16 protein-coding genes are annotated in these 17436 nt (G+C 63.4%); 6 read left to right on the plus strand and 10 right to left on the minus strand.

Annotation, left to right across the window (positions count from 1 at the left end):
- Positions 1-24 precede the first annotated feature (24 nt).
- From BH682_RS01275 to BH682_RS01285, 3 genes are all read right to left on the minus strand, one after another.
- The gene (locus BH682_RS01275) at positions 25-1878 is read right to left on the minus strand and encodes a galactan 5-O-arabinofuranosyltransferase (protein WP_075835100.1); all 1854 of its coding nucleotides are present in this window, start codon (positions 1876-1878) and stop codon (positions 25-27) included.
- Between the two features lie 90 nt (positions 1879-1968).
- On the minus strand, positions 1969-2730 hold the full coding sequence (locus BH682_RS01280) for a decaprenylphospho-beta-D-erythro-pentofuranosid-2-ulose 2-reductase (RefSeq protein ID WP_007731800.1): 762 nt from the start codon (positions 2728-2730) through the stop codon (positions 1969-1971).
- Positions 2727-4160, minus strand: coding sequence for an FAD-binding oxidoreductase (locus tag BH682_RS01285; protein ID WP_003943934.1), 1434 nt, complete (start codon positions 4158-4160; stop codon positions 2727-2729). The genes BH682_RS01280 and BH682_RS01285 overlap by 4 nt, the downstream gene beginning before the upstream one ends.
- A gap of 63 nt (positions 4161-4223) precedes the next feature.
- On the opposite strand from BH682_RS01285, the gene BH682_RS01290 reads away from it, so the two are divergent.
- The 3 genes from BH682_RS01290 to BH682_RS01300 are packed head-to-tail and all read left to right on the plus strand — an operon-like array spanning position 4224 to position 6651.
- Positions 4224-4697: a GtrA family protein gene (locus tag BH682_RS01290; protein ID WP_074447111.1), complete on the plus strand. Its 474-nt coding sequence runs from the start codon at positions 4224-4226 to the stop codon at positions 4695-4697.
- 54 nt (positions 4698-4751) lie between these two features.
- Positions 4752-5660, plus strand: coding sequence for a PIN domain-containing protein (locus BH682_RS01295; protein ID WP_042447630.1), 909 nt, complete (start codon positions 4752-4754; stop codon positions 5658-5660).
- Between the two features lie 19 nt (positions 5661-5679).
- The gene (locus BH682_RS01300; RefSeq protein WP_075831818.1) at positions 5680-6651 is read left to right on the plus strand and encodes an alpha/beta hydrolase; all 972 of its coding nucleotides are present in this window, start codon (positions 5680-5682) and stop codon (positions 6649-6651) included.
- On the opposite strand, the gene BH682_RS01305 is transcribed toward BH682_RS01300, so the two are convergent.
- From BH682_RS01305 to rfbA, 4 genes are read right to left on the minus strand one after another with little or no spacing between them, the layout of a single operon-like run.
- Positions 6637-7497, minus strand: a complete 861-nt coding sequence (locus BH682_RS01305; protein WP_075831820.1) for an ATP-grasp domain-containing protein — start codon at positions 7495-7497, stop codon at positions 6637-6639. The genes BH682_RS01300 and BH682_RS01305 overlap by 15 nt on opposite strands.
- A gap of 34 nt (positions 7498-7531) precedes the next feature.
- Entirely contained in the window at positions 7532-8623 is a 1092-nt protein-coding gene (locus tag BH682_RS01310; protein ID WP_003943984.1) for a S1C family serine protease, read from the minus strand.
- A gap of 51 nt (positions 8624-8674) precedes the next feature.
- Positions 8675-9280 carry a dTDP-4-dehydrorhamnose 3,5-epimerase family protein gene (locus BH682_RS01315; RefSeq protein ID WP_075831822.1) on the minus strand — a complete coding sequence of 202 codons (606 nt, stop codon included), beginning with the start codon at positions 9278-9280 and terminating at the stop codon, positions 8675-8677.
- Between the two features lies 1 nt (position 9281).
- The gene (rfbA, locus tag BH682_RS01320; protein ID WP_003943968.1) at positions 9282-10157 is read right to left on the minus strand and encodes a glucose-1-phosphate thymidylyltransferase RfbA; all 876 of its coding nucleotides are present in this window, start codon (positions 10155-10157) and stop codon (positions 9282-9284) included.
- A gap of 96 nt (positions 10158-10253) precedes the next feature.
- On the opposite strand from rfbA, the gene rfbB reads away from it, so the two are divergent.
- The gene (rfbB, locus tag BH682_RS01325; protein ID WP_073513410.1) at positions 10254-11255 is read left to right on the plus strand and encodes a dTDP-glucose 4,6-dehydratase; all 1002 of its coding nucleotides are present in this window, start codon (positions 10254-10256) and stop codon (positions 11253-11255) included.
- A gap of 7 nt (positions 11256-11262) precedes the next feature.
- Here rfbB and BH682_RS01330 read toward each other — a convergent pair whose 3' ends face one another.
- Both BH682_RS01330 and BH682_RS01335 read right to left on the minus strand, forming a co-directional pair.
- The gene (locus BH682_RS01330; protein ID WP_058038039.1) at positions 11263-12282 is read right to left on the minus strand and encodes a lysylphosphatidylglycerol synthase transmembrane domain-containing protein; all 1020 of its coding nucleotides are present in this window, start codon (positions 12280-12282) and stop codon (positions 11263-11265) included.
- A 58-nt stretch (positions 12283-12340) separates the two neighbouring features.
- Positions 12341-13057 carry a DapH/DapD/GlmU-related protein gene (locus tag BH682_RS01335; protein ID WP_058038038.1) on the minus strand — a complete coding sequence of 239 codons (717 nt, stop codon included), beginning with the start codon at positions 13055-13057 and terminating at the stop codon, positions 12341-12343.
- Positions 13058-13167: 110 nt separating this feature from the next.
- On the opposite strand from BH682_RS01335, the gene BH682_RS01340 reads away from it, so the two are divergent.
- Entirely contained in the window at positions 13168-14268 is a 1101-nt protein-coding gene (locus BH682_RS01340; RefSeq protein WP_042950324.1) for a DegT/DnrJ/EryC1/StrS family aminotransferase, read from the plus strand.
- A 3-nt stretch (positions 14269-14271) separates the two neighbouring features.
- The gene (locus BH682_RS01345; RefSeq protein ID WP_075831824.1) at positions 14272-15252 is read left to right on the plus strand and encodes a Gfo/Idh/MocA family protein; all 981 of its coding nucleotides are present in this window, start codon (positions 14272-14274) and stop codon (positions 15250-15252) included.
- Here the strand turns inward: BH682_RS01345 and BH682_RS01350 are convergent.
- The gene (locus tag BH682_RS01350) at positions 15207-17417 is read right to left on the minus strand and encodes a hypothetical protein (RefSeq protein WP_075831826.1); all 2211 of its coding nucleotides are present in this window, start codon (positions 17415-17417) and stop codon (positions 15207-15209) included. The two genes, BH682_RS01345 and BH682_RS01350, sit on opposite strands and share 46 nt — an antisense overlap.
- Between the last annotated feature and the right edge of the window lie 19 nt (positions 17418-17436).

Consider the following 17436-nt stretch of genomic DNA (forward strand, 5'->3'; position numbering starts at 1 on the left):
AGCCTTTTGTGACGTATCTCCTGGTTAGATTGCGTCAGAGCGGGTAACGACCACAAACGGCCCCTGCTCGGTCACGGTGAAACGAGGATCGTCGAACAGTTCCTTGGGGAACGTGACCGTGTAGCGGCGGACGTTCGGGTCGTTGGGGTAGACGTCCTCTGCCAACCGCAGCGTGTACCCGTCGGCGCCCTGGCGGAAGACGAAGGCGTCGGGGCTGCGCCACGGCGCCGAGTCCAGCGCAGCTATCAGTTCGTCAGGCGTCTTCAGTTCCGACCACTGCTCGATCAGCGCGGCGCGCGCACGGAAATCGGCGAGCGGGTTCGCGTAGTGCGACGTCAGTCCTTGAAAGCCGAAGTACGGGTAGAAGCTGAGGAAGCCGATGTCGGCAGTGAGGACCACCGTGTCATGGGGTTCGCGTCCCAACTGCTCGCGAATGATCCGGTCGATGTCGGCGTAATTGGCTTCGGCACCCGGGGGTCGCTTGTCCCCGCGCTCGCCGTTGCCGTCGGTATCGCTGTATGCCACAGCGATATCCGGCGCCAGCACCTGCGGGATGTTCTGCGCGAAGGCGATGGCTCCGATGACACCGAGTGCAACCAGTACCGCTTTGACGCGAGGATTTTCGCTGGTGGCCAGCACGATCCAACCGGCGAACTCGAAGAAACCGAACACACCGGCGGCGGCAAGGAGTCCGATCAGGACCGGCTCCAGTCGGAAGCCGAGGAGCGTACTGCCGGCGACGGTGAACGTCATGGACAGCAGTGCCCACAGGTACACGGCAATGACACCGATACCGAGTGCTCGGGCGCGGCGGGAGAACAGGAACCGTGAAATCAGCCAGATCGTGCCGAGTAGGCACAGTCCACCGACGAGGGTGAAGCTCAGCATCGGGAAGGGCAGTACCGCACCGGAATCGGGGAGGTAGTGCATTGCGGTGCCGGACTCTGCGGTGGCACCGGAGAGTGCCTTCAGCAGGTACGGCGTCCAGACGGTCAGAGCCACCAGGCCGGAGATCACCGCGATCACGGCGAGCCTGACGAGGGGGCCCAGTGCGGCTTTCCACGTGTTCTGGGCGCGTGCGGCAAGTACTGCGGCCACCACTGCCATCAGAGTCACTGCGAACGCGGCGAATCCGAGATAGAGCGTGTAGACCGTTGCGGCGAAACCGAGGAACAGGCCCGTCCCGAGTATTGCGCCGGCTCCGGCAAATCGAGATGCCCCCGGCCGGTCCAATGCACCCCACGCGAGGATCAGAACCGGCGGGATCAGGAGGTTGATGACGGCGCCGTACGCCTCGGGGGAGTTGTACGCCAACACGACGGCAGTGACGGCCAATGCCGCGACGACGGCCCAATCGCGTCGAATCAGCTTGGTCCACAACACGAGTGCAACGACGGCGACGACAGCCAACGAGCCGATCGCATAAGGCTTGAAGGCTTCCCAGCCGTCCATTCCCAGCAGGTTCGCGACGCGTCCACCGATCCAGAACCAGCCGGCCGGGTAGAACGGCGGCAGATCCACGTACGTCATGTCCTGCAGCGCAGCAGAATCCGTCAGCCGGGTCAGGTACTCGGTCCGGAACTGCTGATCGACCGAGACGCCGTGCAGATACAGACTCGTCGCGGCCAGGGGAAGTCCGAGCGTCGTGGTGACGAAGCCGGAGAGCCCGGCCCACGAGAGGAGTTTTGCGACCCGCTCGGCCTTGCGGGCGCGGAACATCAGAACCGCAACACCGACCACTGCGATGCAGAGCACCTGCAGCACCGTCGTGACGGCCTGCGTGACATTGGAAGAGGTGAACGCCGGCCACTGCACTCGGCCGAAAGCAAAGAGCCCGACAGCGGCTACAACAGCGGCGACCAGCGCTCCGAGGGCCATTTCCACCACCGTCGCCGCGGCATTACGCCACGGCGACGGGGTCGAAAGGTCTGTACTCGGAGCAGTTGTTGTTTCTGGCACGGGAGGAGCTTAAACCGGCAACTTCCGGAAGATCGGGCGCGGCACGTGGCGAAGACCCATCATGACGAAGCGCCACGGGCCGGGAGTCCAGACGATTTCCTTGCCCTTGTCCGAGGCGGCAACAGCGAGCTTCGCGACGATGTCCTTGTTGACCGTCAGCGGAGCTTCCTTGACGTGGGCACTGAACTGCGTGCGCACCATGCCGGGGCGAACGACGGTGACCTGCGGTCCGAATTCCGCGAGAGCCTCGCCGAGTCCGAGGTAGAAACCGTCGAGGCCCGCCTTGGTGGATCCGTAGACGAAGTTGGCACGCTTGACGCGCTCGCCGGCAACCGACGACATCGCGATGATCTTGCCGAAGCCCTGAGCCTTCATCTTCTCGCCGAGAAGAACACCGACCGAGACGGAAGCGGTGTAGTTGACGTTTGCCACCAGAACGGCCTTGCGCTGGTTCTGCCACAGCTCTTCGGAGTCACCGTCCAGTGCGAAGGCGACGATGGCGACGTCGACGTCACCGTTCGAGAACGCCTGGTCGATCACCTTCGGGTGCGATTCGAAATCAACGGCGTCGAAGTCGATGAGCTCCACCGAGGTGGCACCCTTCGCTTCGAGCTGCTTGACCGCAGCTTCGCGTCCCGGATCGCCAGGGAGTGCCGCCAGAACGACGCGGAGCGGCGCCTTCTTCAGGTATTCCTCACAGATGGCGAGGCCGATCTCGGAGGTTCCACCGAGAAGCAAAACGGTTTGCGGGTTACCTACAGCGTTGATCACAGTTCCAGCCTTCTGGACATATCGGAGGCGAAAACGCCTGTGGGGTCGTACTTGCGGCGCGTCGCGATCCACTCGTCGATGCGCGGGTACATGGCGTGGAAGGTTTCCGCGGACGTCCGCGAGTCCTTGGCCGTGTACAGGCGTCCGCCGAATTCGAGGACACGCTTGTCGAGTTCGGTGACGAACTCGTTCAGGCCCGGCTTGATGCGGAAGTCGACGCAGATGTTCCAGCCCGGGATCGGGAAGCTCAGCGGCGCCTGATTGCCTTCGCCGAAGAGCTTGAACACGTTGAGGAACGAGTAGTGCCCGCTGCGCTGGATGTCGACGATGATCTTCTTGAACTCGTCGACGGCCTCCGGCGGAACCACGAACTGGTACTGCAGGAATCCGTTGGATCCGTACGCCCGGTTCCACTCACCGAACATGTCGAGCGGGTGGTAGAACTGCGTCAGATTCTGGACCTTGCCGCGATACTTGCCGGACTTGCGGAACCAGACCTCACCGATCGCGGTGAAGTTGAACTTGTTGGCCAGCCCGTTGGGGAAGACGTCGGGGAACGTCAGCAACTGCGGTGCGTCGAAGGCGAGCGGGTTCTTCTGCAGCTTGGCCGGAAGCTGGTCGAGCTTCGCCAGAGATCCGCGCGAGACTGCCGCACGACCGAGCTTCGGGGGCGCGGAAATCGCGTCGAACCAGGCGCTCGAATACTCGTAGTTGGCCTCGCTGCCGTCGCTGTGCAGCGCGATGGTCTCGTCGAGGCTGTTGGTGACGTCGCCGTCGGCGATGAAGTACGCCGTCTCGGTCGGTGTCATCTTGATGGTTGCCCGCAAGATGATGCCCGTCAGGCCCATGCCGCCGATCGTGGCCCAGAACAGTGCGGCCTTCGGGTCGTTGCGCCCGCCCTTGGGGGTGAGCGTGCGAACCTTGCCGTCGGCCGTCAGCAGATCCAACGACACGACGTGGTTGCCGAAGCTGCCCGCGCTGTGGTGGTTCTTGCCGTGGATATCCGAGCCGATGGCGCCGCCGATCGTGACCTGACGAGTACCCGGCAGGACCGGAACCCACAGGCCGAACGGCAGAGCAGCCTTCATCAGCTGATCCAGATTCACGCCGGCGTCGACGTCCACCAGAGCGGTGTCGCGATCGATGCGGTGAATGCGGCTGAGGGCATTCATGTCGATGACCAGGCCGCCGGCGTTCTGCGCTGGGTCACCGTACGAGCGGCCGAGGCCGCGCGCGATGACGCCGCGTCGCAGATGCGAGGGCTTGGAATCGTTCTGTTCCGCAACCTGGGCGACCGCGTTGGCGATCACTTCCACGTCGGGGGTGGACAGCACCTGTGCAGTGGTGGCGGCGGTGCGTCCCCAACCGGTGAGGGTGCGGGCTTGGGTGTGGAGAGCCGGCTGCGGCGTCTCTTCTGCTGTCGTGGACATCAAGGTAGAGGTTACCTGGGAGTAGTGCCGACGGCTCCGACTCGAGTGGTTACTCTCGTCGTCGTGCCCGAAACACCTGCAAGTCACCAGCACGAACCCCACGTCCCGCTGCCCGTCGAGATTCCTGTCACGACGGACATCGCCGACGACGCGTTGGACCTGAAAACGCAGATCGTCCGGTTCGTCGCGACGGGTGGGCTGTCGGCGGTCGTGGACTACGGGCTGTATGTGCTGCTCCTTGCGTTGGGGTTGCCGCGCGTCGCCGCAAAATCGCTGAGCTTCGTTGCGGGCACCACGACGGCGTACCTCATCAATCGTCGGTGGACGTTCAAGGCCGAGCCTTCTCGCGCCCGCTTCATCGCTGTAGTCGCGCTGTACGCGGTCACTTTTGCGGTTCAGGTCGGACTCAACGAACTGATGGTCCATGTCTTCGACGAGCATTGGTGGCGGACACCGCTGGCCTTCGTCATCGCGCAGGGCACCGCGACGGTCATCAACTTCATCGTTCAGCGGGCAGTGATCTTCAAGATCAAGTAACGGTTCGGGGTGGATTAGCGCATTCGTCCGGTTTCTCGAGAGAGAATCGAGCCCATGATCATCGTTCTCGATTCTTCGGCCCTGACCAGGGGCGCACGGTTCGACACTGCCATCGCCGACGCTCGCGCACTCGGACACCGCGTCGTCGTGCCGCGATTGGTCGTCCTCGAGGTTGCGAGTCGCTACCGCGAGGAATCGGCGGAGATGATCGCGGCCCTGAGCGTCCAGGCGCGCATGTACGACCGACTGGGGTTGCGGCGCGACCTTACGAGGTTCGTCGACGCGGCTCACGACAAGGCCGACGGCTACGTCGACGACGTGATCGAAGACCTCGTGGCGATCGGCGTCGAAGTGGTCGATCCAGTCGACGTTTCGCATCTCGAGGTGGCCGAGAGGGCGATCTCGCTGCGTCGGCCCTATACCGACAAGAAGAAACGAGACGGATATCCGGCGACGCTGAACTGGCTGACCGTGCTCGATCTCGCCGACCGCAACCCGGGCGTCGACGTCATCTGGGTGAGCTCCGACGCACGGGCATACGGCGACGGCGAAGACGGGGTCTGGCACGGCGATCTCGCGCGTGAGCTGGCGTCGCGCGGTCTGGAGTATCGGGTCCGCTGGGCGTCGGACATCCCGGTGATCGACGGACCGGTGCAGGTGGAGCAGGTGGCGGAGGTCGAGGAAGCCGCTGAGGTCGCGCCCGAGGCCCCGGTTGCTCAGGGCTTCGTGGAGCCGGAAGCGGTGGTTCCAGCCGAGGTTCCCGAACCCGCGGCACCTGCAGCAGCCCCCGCCCCCAAGCCTGTTCAGCGCGCAGCGCGGACGAGAGTTGCGCCGCAGCGCATCGAACCCGCCCCGAAAGCTCAGTCCGGTGGACTGCGCGGTCTGGGCAAGGTCATCGGCGGGCGGAAAAGAAAGGTCACGATCGTCGACGATCTCGACGAAGTCGACCTCTTCGGTGCCTGATCGCTTCTAATCTGGACAGATGTCTCTGTTGCCGACAGTCAGTCGAAGGACCGGAACTCGATACGGCAGGCCGAGTATCGAATCGCAGGTCCTCTACAACGCGTGCCGATGGATGCTTCGGCCCGTGGTCGGGATCGCGCCGCTGACGCCTGGCGCCATGCGCCGCGCCGCAGTGCTGGACTCGGCCGCGGGTGTACGCATTCCGTCCGGGATCGATCGGGAAGCGATTCGCTTTCCAGGTTTCGACGGTGAACTCGTGCGGACGGCAGGCTCGACGGCTGATCTGCGCGACGGTGTTGTTCTCTACCTGCACGGCGGCGGGTTCATGTGCTGCGGGCTCAACACGCATCGGCCGATCGTTGCAAGCATCGCCAAGCGAACCGGCCTTCCGGTCCTGCACATCGCATATCGACAGTTGCCGAGCACGAGCATCAGCGGGTCGATCGACGACTGTCTCGATGCATACCGGCGGCTCCTCGAACAGGGAGCCTTGCCGGAAAAGGTTGTCTTCGTTGGCGATTCGGCCGGAGGCTTTCTGGTCTTCGCGACGGCACTTGCAGCTGTTTCCGCGGGGCTCGAGGTTCCGGCCGGTCTTGTCGGGCTCTCACCTCTCCTCGATCTCGATTGCACCACCAAATCGGTCCACGCCAACGCTCGACGCGACGTGATCGCCCCGGTGTCGGCATTGATGGCGATCGGAAAGCTTGGCGGACAGACGAACTCACCCGTCGACGGCGATCTGGCCGCGCTGCCGCCGTCGTTGCTGATCGCCGCCGAATCCGAGGTGCTCAGAGTCGATTCGGAGGTGATGGCGCAACGGCTCGCCGCCGCGGGGGTGCCGTGCTCGCTGCAGATCTGGAACGGCCAGGTTCACGCGTTTCCCGCCGTCTGGCCTGGCTTGCCGGAGAGTCGGGCAGCGCTACGTGACGTTGCCAGGTTCATTCGCACCAGGCTGGATGCGGTCCCGCCCCAGGCGTCACGTGCGCAGTGACGCGACAACTGCCCGTGCGAGGGCGTCGGCAGATCCAGGGGCGAATGGCAGAAAGAGTTCGGGCTCGATCAGTTCCACTTCCATGAGCAGTGGCTGATCCACCGGACCCACGACGTCCACACGCGCATAAAGCAATTCGCCAGGGCCGCATGGGGTCGCGGCCAGTGCTGCGTCGGCCACCGCGAGTTCGGCGGCGGACGGTTCGTGGAGGTGGTTGGTTCCGCCGTGAAATTCCTGCACGCGGAAGTCGTTGGCGGCCGGGATCTTCCGGACAGCGTGCGAGTAGCGTCCGCCGATGTGGATGATCGAGCGCTCACCGTCGACGACGTCCGAGACGAATGGCTGGACCAACGCGTCGTTGCCACTCTCGAGGATCGAGCTGAGGTGAGCGTGGGCCTGCGCGGACCCCGAGGCAAACTTTCCCACTCCGACAGCGCCGGCGGACACTGCCGGCTTGACGATGACGTCGGCACCCTCGAACGAAGGGAGGGTGAGTGTTTCGCTCTGTCCGGCAGCGATCACAGCGGTGGGGACGATAGGTACGCCGGCCGCGGCAAGTTCGGTGAGGTATCCCTTGTGTGCGTTCCACTTCACGATCGAGAGTGGATTGGCGATCGGAGCGGTCAGCTGATCGAGAACGGCAAGAAATTCGTCGAGGCGCTGGGTGTAGTCCCAGGTCGACCGGATCAGAACCAGGTCGGCGTCGATATCGAGGAGGGACGGGCTCGACCACGGCGCCATCGTCGACGCGATGCCGTAGGAGGTGAGAGCATCCATGACGAGTTTGCTTTCGACATCCGCCTCGCGGGCGGCGCCGTCACAGGTGAGCAGGAGAACCGTGGTCATGCCACGATGCTTTCACGGCTGGCGCCCTGTACGACTAGCGAGGTGGCCCCTCGTCGAGGACCAGCGAACCGGTCCCGGGTTGCCCGGTTGCGTCCACCCACGTCACCGCGACGGTGTCGCCGGGGCGGCGCGAGCTCATCGCCGCGTTGAGATCAGCGGACGACGCGATCCGGCTGCCACCGAACTCGGTGATGACCGCACCTTTGGTCAGCCCCACCCGCTCGGCCGGCGAATCGAAGCTCACGGCAACAACTTCGGCGCCGGCCGGCATGTCCGCGTGATCCTTCACCGCGACACCGAGTACGGGTGTCGGTCCCACACGCACGGTCTCGGAGGAGCGGCCACCGAGTACCTGCTCGACGATCGGTAGTGCGGTGTCGATCGGTATCGCGTAGGACTGAGGCGCCGGTGAGGTTTCGGTGCGGTCGGTGACGGCGTTGCCCGCGCTGCTGACGCCGATCAGCTCGCCAACGGCGTTGACCAGGGGGCCACCGGAATCGCCAGGCCGGATGTCCGCGTCCACCTCGATGAGGCCCTTCAACTGGTTTCGCGATCCGTCGGACACGTTGCGGGTGTTGACGGTGACACCGAGGTTGGTGATGACGCCGGGAGCAGGGACGGGTACTCCGCCGCCTTCCGCATTTCCGATTGCGGTGACGGAGTCCCCGCGAGCGGCTTCTGCTGATTTGCCGACCACAGCCACCGGCAGATCGTCAGCGCCCGCGAGTCGAAGGACGGCAAGATCGCTGACGCTGTCGTACCCGAGGATCTCGGCGTCGTAGATCAGCCCGTTGGACATGCTGACGGCAGTGACGTCCGAGGCTCCGCTGATGACGTGGTGATTCGTGAGCACCACTCCGTCAGGGGAGAGCACGATCCCGGTCCCAGCAGTGGTGGTGAATCCGGCCGGCGCCGTGATGGTGACGATGGTGGGGACCACCCGGGCCGAGAGCTCCTCCGGGGTGAGCGGAACAACCGGCGCGGGTGGGGTGGTCGTGATGACGGTGACCGGTGCGGACTCGATCGTTCCCGGAGTCAGGGGCGGTGCGACCAGCGCGAGACCACCGAGGCCGGCTGCGAGAACGACGGCCGTCCACAGGCCGCGTCTGCTCGCACGTTTGGTCATCCAGCCGTCCGTCCCGCCGGTGTCATGCCATCGAGTCGTGAAAGGTGAAGATTACCGATTCGGCGAATCTTCGGCCACAAAACCGGGCAACATGCCGTCCGCGCGGAGCGTCGCCAGGGACGGCGCGGCAGCGTCCTTTGCGGAGAGCTCGTAGGTCAGAGGGTTGCCCTTACGGTCTGTTCTCGGCCATTCGATCTCGAGTTCCGGATCGAAGGGATCGAGGTCGCGGTCCAGGTTGGGCGAGTATTCGATGCTGCACAGGTACATCACTGTCGATCCGTCTTCGAGTGAAAGGATCGCGTGGCCGAGGCCTTCCTCCAGGAACACCGCTCGTCGATCGACGTCGTCGATCACCACTGCATCCCACTCGCCGAAGGTCGGTGATCCGACGCGCAGGTCTACGACAACGTCCAGGAAGGCACCTTTCACGCAGGTGATGTACTTCGCCTGTCCGGGCGGATTGTCGGTGAAGTGGATCCCGCGGAGGCTACCGGCTTCGGAAACCGAGCAGTTGGCCTGCGCGAGGTCGAGAGTGCGGCCCGTCGCGGCGGTGAAGGCGGAGCTTTTGAACCATTCGAGAAAGACACCGCGGTTGTCGCCGAACTGCTTCGGTGTAATTTCCCAAGCTCCGGCGATCTTCAGTGGACGGATTTCCACGTCACCATTCCTTGCCGTGCTCGAGCAGCTCGAGTAGGTAGTTGCCGTACCCGGATTTGCCCAATGCTTCTGCCTGAGTGCGTAATTGGTCGGAGCTGATGAATCCTTGACGCCACGCAACCTCTTCAGGGGAACCGATCTTGAGGCCTTGGCGGTGTTCGATGGTCCGCACGTAGTTCGCTGCCTCGAGCAGGGAATCGGGTGTGCCGGTGTCGAGCCACGCGGTTCCGCGGGGGAGGACATCGACAGAAAGTTTGCCAGCTTCGAGATAGTGCTGATTGATGTCGCTGATTTCGTATTCGCCACGCGCAGAGGGCTTCAGAGTGCGTGCGATGTCCACGACGTCGCTGTCGTAGAAATAGAGGCCGGGGACTGCGTAATTGGATTTCGGCGACGTCGGCTTTTCCTCGATGGACACGGCGCGACCCGAGTCGTCGAATTCGACGACGCCGTAGGCGGTCGGATTCGAGACCCAGTAAGCGAATACGGCTCCGCCGTCGATGTCGGAGAAACGCCTGAGTTGGGTTCCGAGGCCGGGGCCGTAGAAGATGTTGTCGCCGAGGACGAGCGCCACGGAGTCGGATCCGATGTGCTCTGCGCCGAGGGTGAATGCCGTTGCGAGGCCGTTCGGTTCGTGTTGCACTGCATAGGTGAGGTTGACGCCGAATTGTGAGCCGTCGCCGAGAACCCGGCGGAATTGTTCGGCGTCGTGTGGGGTCGTGATGATCAAGATGTCGCGAATGTCGGCGAGCATGAGAGTGGAGAGCGGGTAGTAGATCATCGGCTTGTCGTAGACAGGCAAGAGTTGCTTGCTCACTCCGAGGGTGATCGGGTGCAACCGCGACCCGGTGCCACCGGCCAGAATGATTCCGCGCATGCGTGCAGTGTCCTGCACTCCTGCCTGCCGACGCAAACGGACATGACACGCCCGGCCGCTAAAGTGGGGTTCGTCCGATGAGCCTGAGGAGATGACGTGCGACTACTGGTCACCGGGGGTGCCGGCTTCATCGGTGCCAATTTCGTTCATCAGACGGTGGCGACGCGTCCCGACGTGGAAGTCACGGTTCTCGACGCTCTGACCTACGCCGGAAATCGCCAGTCCCTGGCGTCCGTCGAGGACCGGATCACGTTTGTCCACGGCGACGTGGCCGACGAGCCGCTGGTCGACGATCTTGTCTCGCGCTCCGACGCAGTCGTGCACTTCGCGGCCGAAAGCCACAACGACAATTCCCTCGCCGACCCCGAACCGTTTTTGCGCACCAACGTCATGGGAACCTTCTCGCTCCTGCAGGCTGTGCGTTCGCACGGGGTCCGTTATCACCACATTTCGACCGACGAGGTGTACGGCGACCTCGAACTGGATGATCCGGCGAAGTTCACGGAGACGACACCGTACAACCCGTCGAGCCCGTACTCCGCGTCCAAGGCGTCGAGTGATCTGTTCGTGCGCGCCTGGGTGCGCTCGTTCGGGATCGCGGCGACCATCTCGAACTGCTCCAACAATTACGGCCCGTACCAGCATGTGGAGAAGTTCATCCCACGCCAGATCACCAATCTGCTCGACGGAGTGCGTCCACGGTTGTACGGGGAAGGCCGCAACGTCCGCGACTGGATTCACGTCGAGGACCACAACCGCGCCGTCTGGGACATTCTGGACCGCGGAAAGTTCGGCGAGACTTATCTGATCGGCGCCGACGGTGAAACCGACAACCGGACGGTGATTGCGGCTCTGCTCGAAATTTTCGGACGCAAGCCGGACGATTTCGACTTCGTCACCGACCGCCCTGGTCACGATCTGCGGTATGCGATCGATTCGACGCGACTGCAGCAGGAGCTCGGGTGGAAGCCGCAGTACCGCGATTTTCGAAGCGGACTGGAAGCCACCGTCGAGTGGTATCGCGACAACGAGCAGTGGTGGCGTCCGCAGAAGGCCGGCGTCGAGACGCAGTATTCCGCGTCCGAGAAAGTGGTCTGACCGAACGTCAGGCTTTGGTGGGGTCCGGCACCCGCGAGCGCTCGTGCACGAGTGCATTGCGCAGGCCTCGTGATCCCGACAGTGCAGCCACGACGCCGGCAAAGACCTCACAGAGGGTGAACAGCAGCCTCGACGCCAGTGCGAGGCCGAGCGCGACGCCGGCATCCATGAACGGTGAAAGCGCTGCGACGATGACGGCTTCGCGGACACCGATTCCGGACGGGACGACAAAGACGAGGACCCCCGCGCACATACCGAGGGCGAGAGCGCCGATGCACTGGACGAGCCCACGGATTTCGAAGCCGGCCGAACTGGACGCGAGCAGCCACAACTGGATGCCGTAGAGCACCCAGCTTGCTGCGCACCAGCCCAACGCGAGCGCAATCTTGTGCATCGTGAGCGGCTTGTGCAGCGGCGTGCGGCGGAGCAGTTTCAGCGCGAGGTTCACCAGGCGTGTGAGCACCGGCGGGTAGGCGCAGACCAATGCGATCGGTACGAGGATGATCACGCCGACCGCTGCCGCCGTGCTGACCTCGAACAGGGCAGGTAGACCGAAGAGGCCGACGACCAGCGCCGAAGTTGTGCTCAACCCCACCGTGACCAGCACTGCGACAAAGCCTGCGGCACGGGACACACCGGCGCGCCTCACGAGTTCCGTTTGCAGAACGAAGGCCCAGACACTGCCGGGAAGGTACTTGCCGAGTTGGCCGACCAGATAAGCGCGAGCGGCGTCGAAGGCCGGAATCGGTTGTTCGAGGGCGCCGAGTGCGTGTTGCCAGGCCCGCACTGCGGCACCCATACCGAGGAAGATGAACACCGACGAGGCGGCAAGCGTCCACCAGTTCAGCTCGGTGATCGTGTTCTTGACCTCGGACCATTGGGACTTCACCGCGAAGATGATCGCGACGACGATCGCGAGGGTGACGAGGACCTTGAATCCGTTGACGAGAAGGCCGCGTAGAGCGTTCGGCTCTGCGGCCGGTTCGACGTCTTCGACCGGTTGTTCAGATTCGGGAGAGGTACTCACGCGCCTGCATCCCGCCCGTTCGTCATTTCGCAGACGATACCAACCAGGATTTGTCTCGCTAAACCACGAGCGGTTTGTCGGCGCGTTCCCGCCACCAGGTGAAGGCCTCCGACAGCGAGTCCGGAATGGCCGGTGACGTGCCGAAGCTTCCCGCGGCGTACACGGCTTCGATCGCGGCGATGTCCTCCTCCGCGATTCCCGACCGACTCATTCCGACCCGGTTGACACCGTGCAACGACACCGGGTTGCCGAAGGCCTTGGAGAAGGGCGGGACGTCCTTGACCACGACGGTTCCCATGCCGATCATGGATCCGGATCCGACGACGCGTCGTTGGTGCGCGACAGTGTGCATGCCCAGGTTGACGCCGTCTCCGACGCTGACGTGCCCGGCAAGCGTCGTACCGGAGGACACGACGCAGCGGTCACCGATCTGCACGTCGTGCTCGATTCCCACTCTGTTCATCACGAAGCAGTCTTCGCCGATTTCGGTGCGGCGTTCGCTTCCCTGATGGACTGTGCTCAATTCGCGAATCGTCGTTCGAGCACCGATTCGAATTCCCAGACCGGCGCTGACGGACCAGGACGTCGGATGTAACGCGCCGAGGATCTCGGGGGGAGCTCCCAAGACCGCTCCCGAGCCGATCCAGCAGTCGTCGCCGATCTCGAGTGGGCCCGTGAGTACCGCGTTCGGTCCGATCGTGACTCCCGCCCCGATCAGTACGTCGGCGCCGATCACGGCGGTCGGATGGATGTGGCAGTCGGCTCGTTCAGACATGCAGGTTCCGGAATCCTCTCGAAGTATCGAATCGTGTTTCGATACGCTTCCTGGGTTGTCGGGGTATTTCGTTCCGACGACGGTCGGATGAATCTATCGGAGGTAACTCAGTGATCGCGATATCCAGTATCTCGTTCGGGGAAGAAGTCGAGCGCGAGGTGCTGGACACTCTGCGATCGGGAATCGTCGCGCAGGGACCCAAGGTGAAGCGGCTCGAGGACGAGTTCGCGGCGCTGGTCGGAACGCGACACGCGGTGGCGGTGAACAACGGCACGACCGCATTGATCGCGGCTCTTCAGGTCCAGGATCTTCAGCCAGGTGACGAGGTTCTGACCACGCCGTTCACATTCGTGGCCACCCTCAATGCAATTCTCGAGGCAGGCGCGACCGCGAGGTTTGCCGATATCTCCGAGTCCGATTTCAACATCGACCCGGCAGTCGCTGCCGATCGAATCGGTGACCGCACGAAGGTTCTGATGCCGGTTCATCTGTACGGACAGTCGGCGGACATGGGCGCATTGATGCCGCTGGCATCGAAAAACGGTCTGACTGTCGTCGAGGACGCCGCTCAGGCCCACGGAGCGACGTACGACGGGCGAGGCGCCGGCAGTTTCGGTGTGGGTTGCTTCTCGTTCTATGCAACGAAGAACCTCACGACCGCCGAGGGCGGAATGATCACGACCGACGACGACGCGATCGCCGATCGACTTCGGGTCCTGCGCAACCAGGGCATGCGGGCGCGCTACCAGTACGAGATGGTCGGCCAGAACTACCGGATGACTGACCTCCAGGCGAGCTTGGCTCTGCCCCAGATGGCGACGTACATGCAGCAGGTCGAGGCGCGCCGCCGGAATGCGGAGGCGTTGCGTGTCGGCCTGAAGGATGTCGAAGGACTGATCCTGCCGAGCGAACTGTCCGGTCGTGGACATGTCTGGCATCAGTTCACCTTGCTGCTGGCCGAAGACGCACCGATCACTCGCGACCAGTTGAGTGAGCGTCTGGCCGCGAAGGACATCGGTAGCGGCATCTACTACCCGAAGGCCGTCTACGACTACGAGTGCTACCGCGAACATCCGCGCGTCGTCATCGACGAGACGCCGGTGGCCACTTCGGTTGCGTCGCGGTGCCTGAGCATCCCCGTCCACGCTGCGTTGTCCGCCGGCGACGTCGATCAGATCGTTGCCGCGGTACGCGGCGCCATGGAGGCCTGAAAAATGACTGCTAGCAATCCACGTATCGCTCTTGTCGGATCCGGTCAGATGGGCTCGCTGCATGCGCGGGTCATCGCGCAGTCGCCGCTGTGCGAGTTGGATCTGCTGATCGAGCCGCGCGAGGAGCAGGGCAAAGCTGTTGCTGCGCGGTTCGATACGCGTTGGGCCGCCGATTTCGACTCGCTCGACGGTATCGACGCCGTCGTGATCGCCGCTGCTACGCCGGCGCACTACGAGTTGGCCGGGCGGGTTCTCGATCTGGGGAAGCCTGTCCTGGTGGAGAAGCCGTTGGCTGCGACGTACGAGCAGAGCGTCGACCTGGTCGATCGTTCACGCGCGTCCGGTGTTCCCCTGATGTGTGGACTGCTCGAACGGTTCAATCCCGCTGTCCGCACCGCCCGCGAGTTCTCCGGCGATGTGTGGCAGGTGAACGGTATCCGTCACTCGCCGTTCGTTTCCCGCATTCCGACGGGTGTCGCGACGGACCTGCTGATTCACGATATCGACCTTGCCATCGGATTTGCCGGCTCGGAACCCAGTTTGGCAAAAGGGGAGTTCGGCTACTTCCACCCGACGTCCGTGCAGAACCGGTCGGAAGATTGCGCCGACGCCGTATTGCGCTTCGGATCAGGTGCTGTTGCAACGATTTCCGCGAGCCGGATCAGTCAGCGCAAGATTCGCCAGCTGTCGTTGCTCGAGGCCGATCGACTCATCGAGATCGATCTCCTGCGTCGCGACATCACGATCTACCGGCACATCGACGACAACATGCCCACCGATCGGGACGGCTACCAGCAGCAGACGGTCATCGAAATTCCGACGATCCGCTACAGCGAGGAACCGCTTGCCGCGCAGCTGACGCATTTCCTCGGATTGGTGCAGGGCACCGGTGACGCGGACGGTGAGCGAGCGTCGATTCTGCCCGCTCACCGCGCGGTTCACGAGGTGACGGAATCTGCGTTGGCTGCAGCGTTGTCGTCCTGACCGCTGCGTCGGCGTCGGAAGGCCCAGGCACCTTGAGACAGTGCCAGGAGTAATCCGACGCCGGCGACAGTCCAGCCGAAAGTGCTTCCGGGTGGACTGAATTCGATGGTGAGGGCGGATCCGGACGTGGCACTCGGCGGTAGATCGACCTGCAACAACCCGCCGGGGCTCGCCTTCGTCTCGACCGTCTGACCATCGACAGTCGCCGTCCAGCCCGGCCAGGCCAGTAGGGCGAATGTAACCGTGCCGGACCCGGTGTACTCGACGGTTTCCCTGGTGTCCGTAGCGGCGGCATCGCCACGTACGTCGAGACCAGGCGTCGCTGCGGATACGCGACCGTCGGGCCACTGATGCTCGGTGGTGCGATGGCCGACCGTGACCACCCGATCCGGCGATACGGTCCACTCGCCCTCGGGTAGGGCGTCGAGGGCGCGTTTTCCGCCGTACGGTCCGGAATTCTGAACGACGACCGTGTCGACTCGCATCGCGTCGAGCCAGGACACACCCGTTCCCGGCGATTCAGCGAGCAGTCGGTCGACGCCGTCCGGACACTGGACGCCGCCGTAGTAGTTCAAGCACAGTGCTTGAACGAAATCGTTGTAGCTGATTCCGGCGTAGCTGTTGACGGCATTGACTCCGGCAGGCTGCCAGGCGTTGCCGAACAGGAGGTCACCCCACTGCCCGGTTTCGTTGTCCGGCGGGATGTTGACGGGGTCGGCAATCGCGAAAGTGGTTCCCTGGTAACGGTCCTCGAACTTGGACTCCAGGAATGCCACCTGCCTGGGGAACTTCCACGGTGTCACGTTGTAGTTTCCGGTGAACCAGAAATTGGTCTGAGCACTGAGCACGACGACGATGCCGACAGCGAGTGCACCGGCGAGGTAGCGGGGCTTTCGGTAGGCCACGACCAACGCGAAGACGGTGAGAACCACGGTGATTATCAGTGATGCCGAGTGAATACCGATGTCTTCCGGGACATTCGACCAGGCAAGATAGAACTGAAGTGCCAACAATCCCGCGGTGATGATTGATCTTGTCCGGATTCGATCACGATGCAGTCCGGCAGAGAGGGCGACCGCCGTGACCACGATGGCGGGCAGTTGACCGTACTCGAGCAGTCGCGCTGGCCAACGGAACAGCCAGAGATTCGACGGTCCGAGAAGTAGTACGACGTAGATTCCGCCGAATACGAACAGCGAGACGCTGTGGCGGCCCAACTTCTTCAGTGACTTCCACTGAATCCACGGTGCGAGCGGTATGAGGAACCAGGCCAGGTACACCAGTGGAATCGTCATGGCAGGCGAAGCGAAAGCGGTGACGTACGGTTGGTTCGACGGGCCGGAGAGGTTGAGCAGGTCACCGAGATCGGGTCGAAGCGAACCGTCGTTCGCGATTCCGGACTGAGTACGCACCGACACGCCGGTGGTGAAGAGCAACGGTAGATACACGATCAGCGACATCATGATGATCGCTGCCGCGCTGATCATCAGTGATTTGATGCTGCCTGCGCGTTTGATTGCGATGCATTCCGCTATGACAGCGAGGTAGACGACCGCGACACCGACAGCGCCGTACGGGTTTCCGGTGGTCATCGCAAGATAGCCGAAAACGATCGGTACCAGGGGGTTCACTCGGCCGAGGGCGCTGGCGCGGGTAGACCACCAGACGTGGGGGATCCAGGCGAAGGCGATCAGCCCGGACGCCCAACTGGAGGCGTCGAAATAGAGCGTGTATCCGGCGAACGGCATGGCAAATCCGGCGATGAAAGCCATCGACCGATTGGCGCCGTACTGGCGGGCCACCAGATAAACGCCTACCGCGAGAATCGCCATGAATTGCATCTTGACCAGGGTGATTCCGATTCCCAGGTTCGGAATGAGTGCAATGGCAACCGAATCCAGAAGGATCACGGGATTGTATGTCCCGTAAAGGGCTTCGGCTGTGACATTGCCGCCGGCCCACAATTCGGGAATGAGCTTCGGCCATGACCCGGACAGGATTCGCTGGCCGATCGTGTGCCAACCAGGCGTGAAAGCTGCTGCGCTGTCGTCCCAGTAGTAGAACCACCGATTGGAGATCAGTGGGATGGCGGCGACGATCGACACCAGAGCGGCGAGAAGAATTGGCGGCACCACGCGTTGTGCGAGCGGTAAGTCAGATTTCACGATGTGCTTTCGTCTTCGA

The organism is Rhodococcus sp. YL-1 (assembly GCF_001942025.1).
GTDB classification, from domain to species: domain Bacteria; phylum Actinomycetota; class Actinomycetes; order Mycobacteriales; family Mycobacteriaceae; genus Rhodococcus_F; species Rhodococcus_F qingshengii.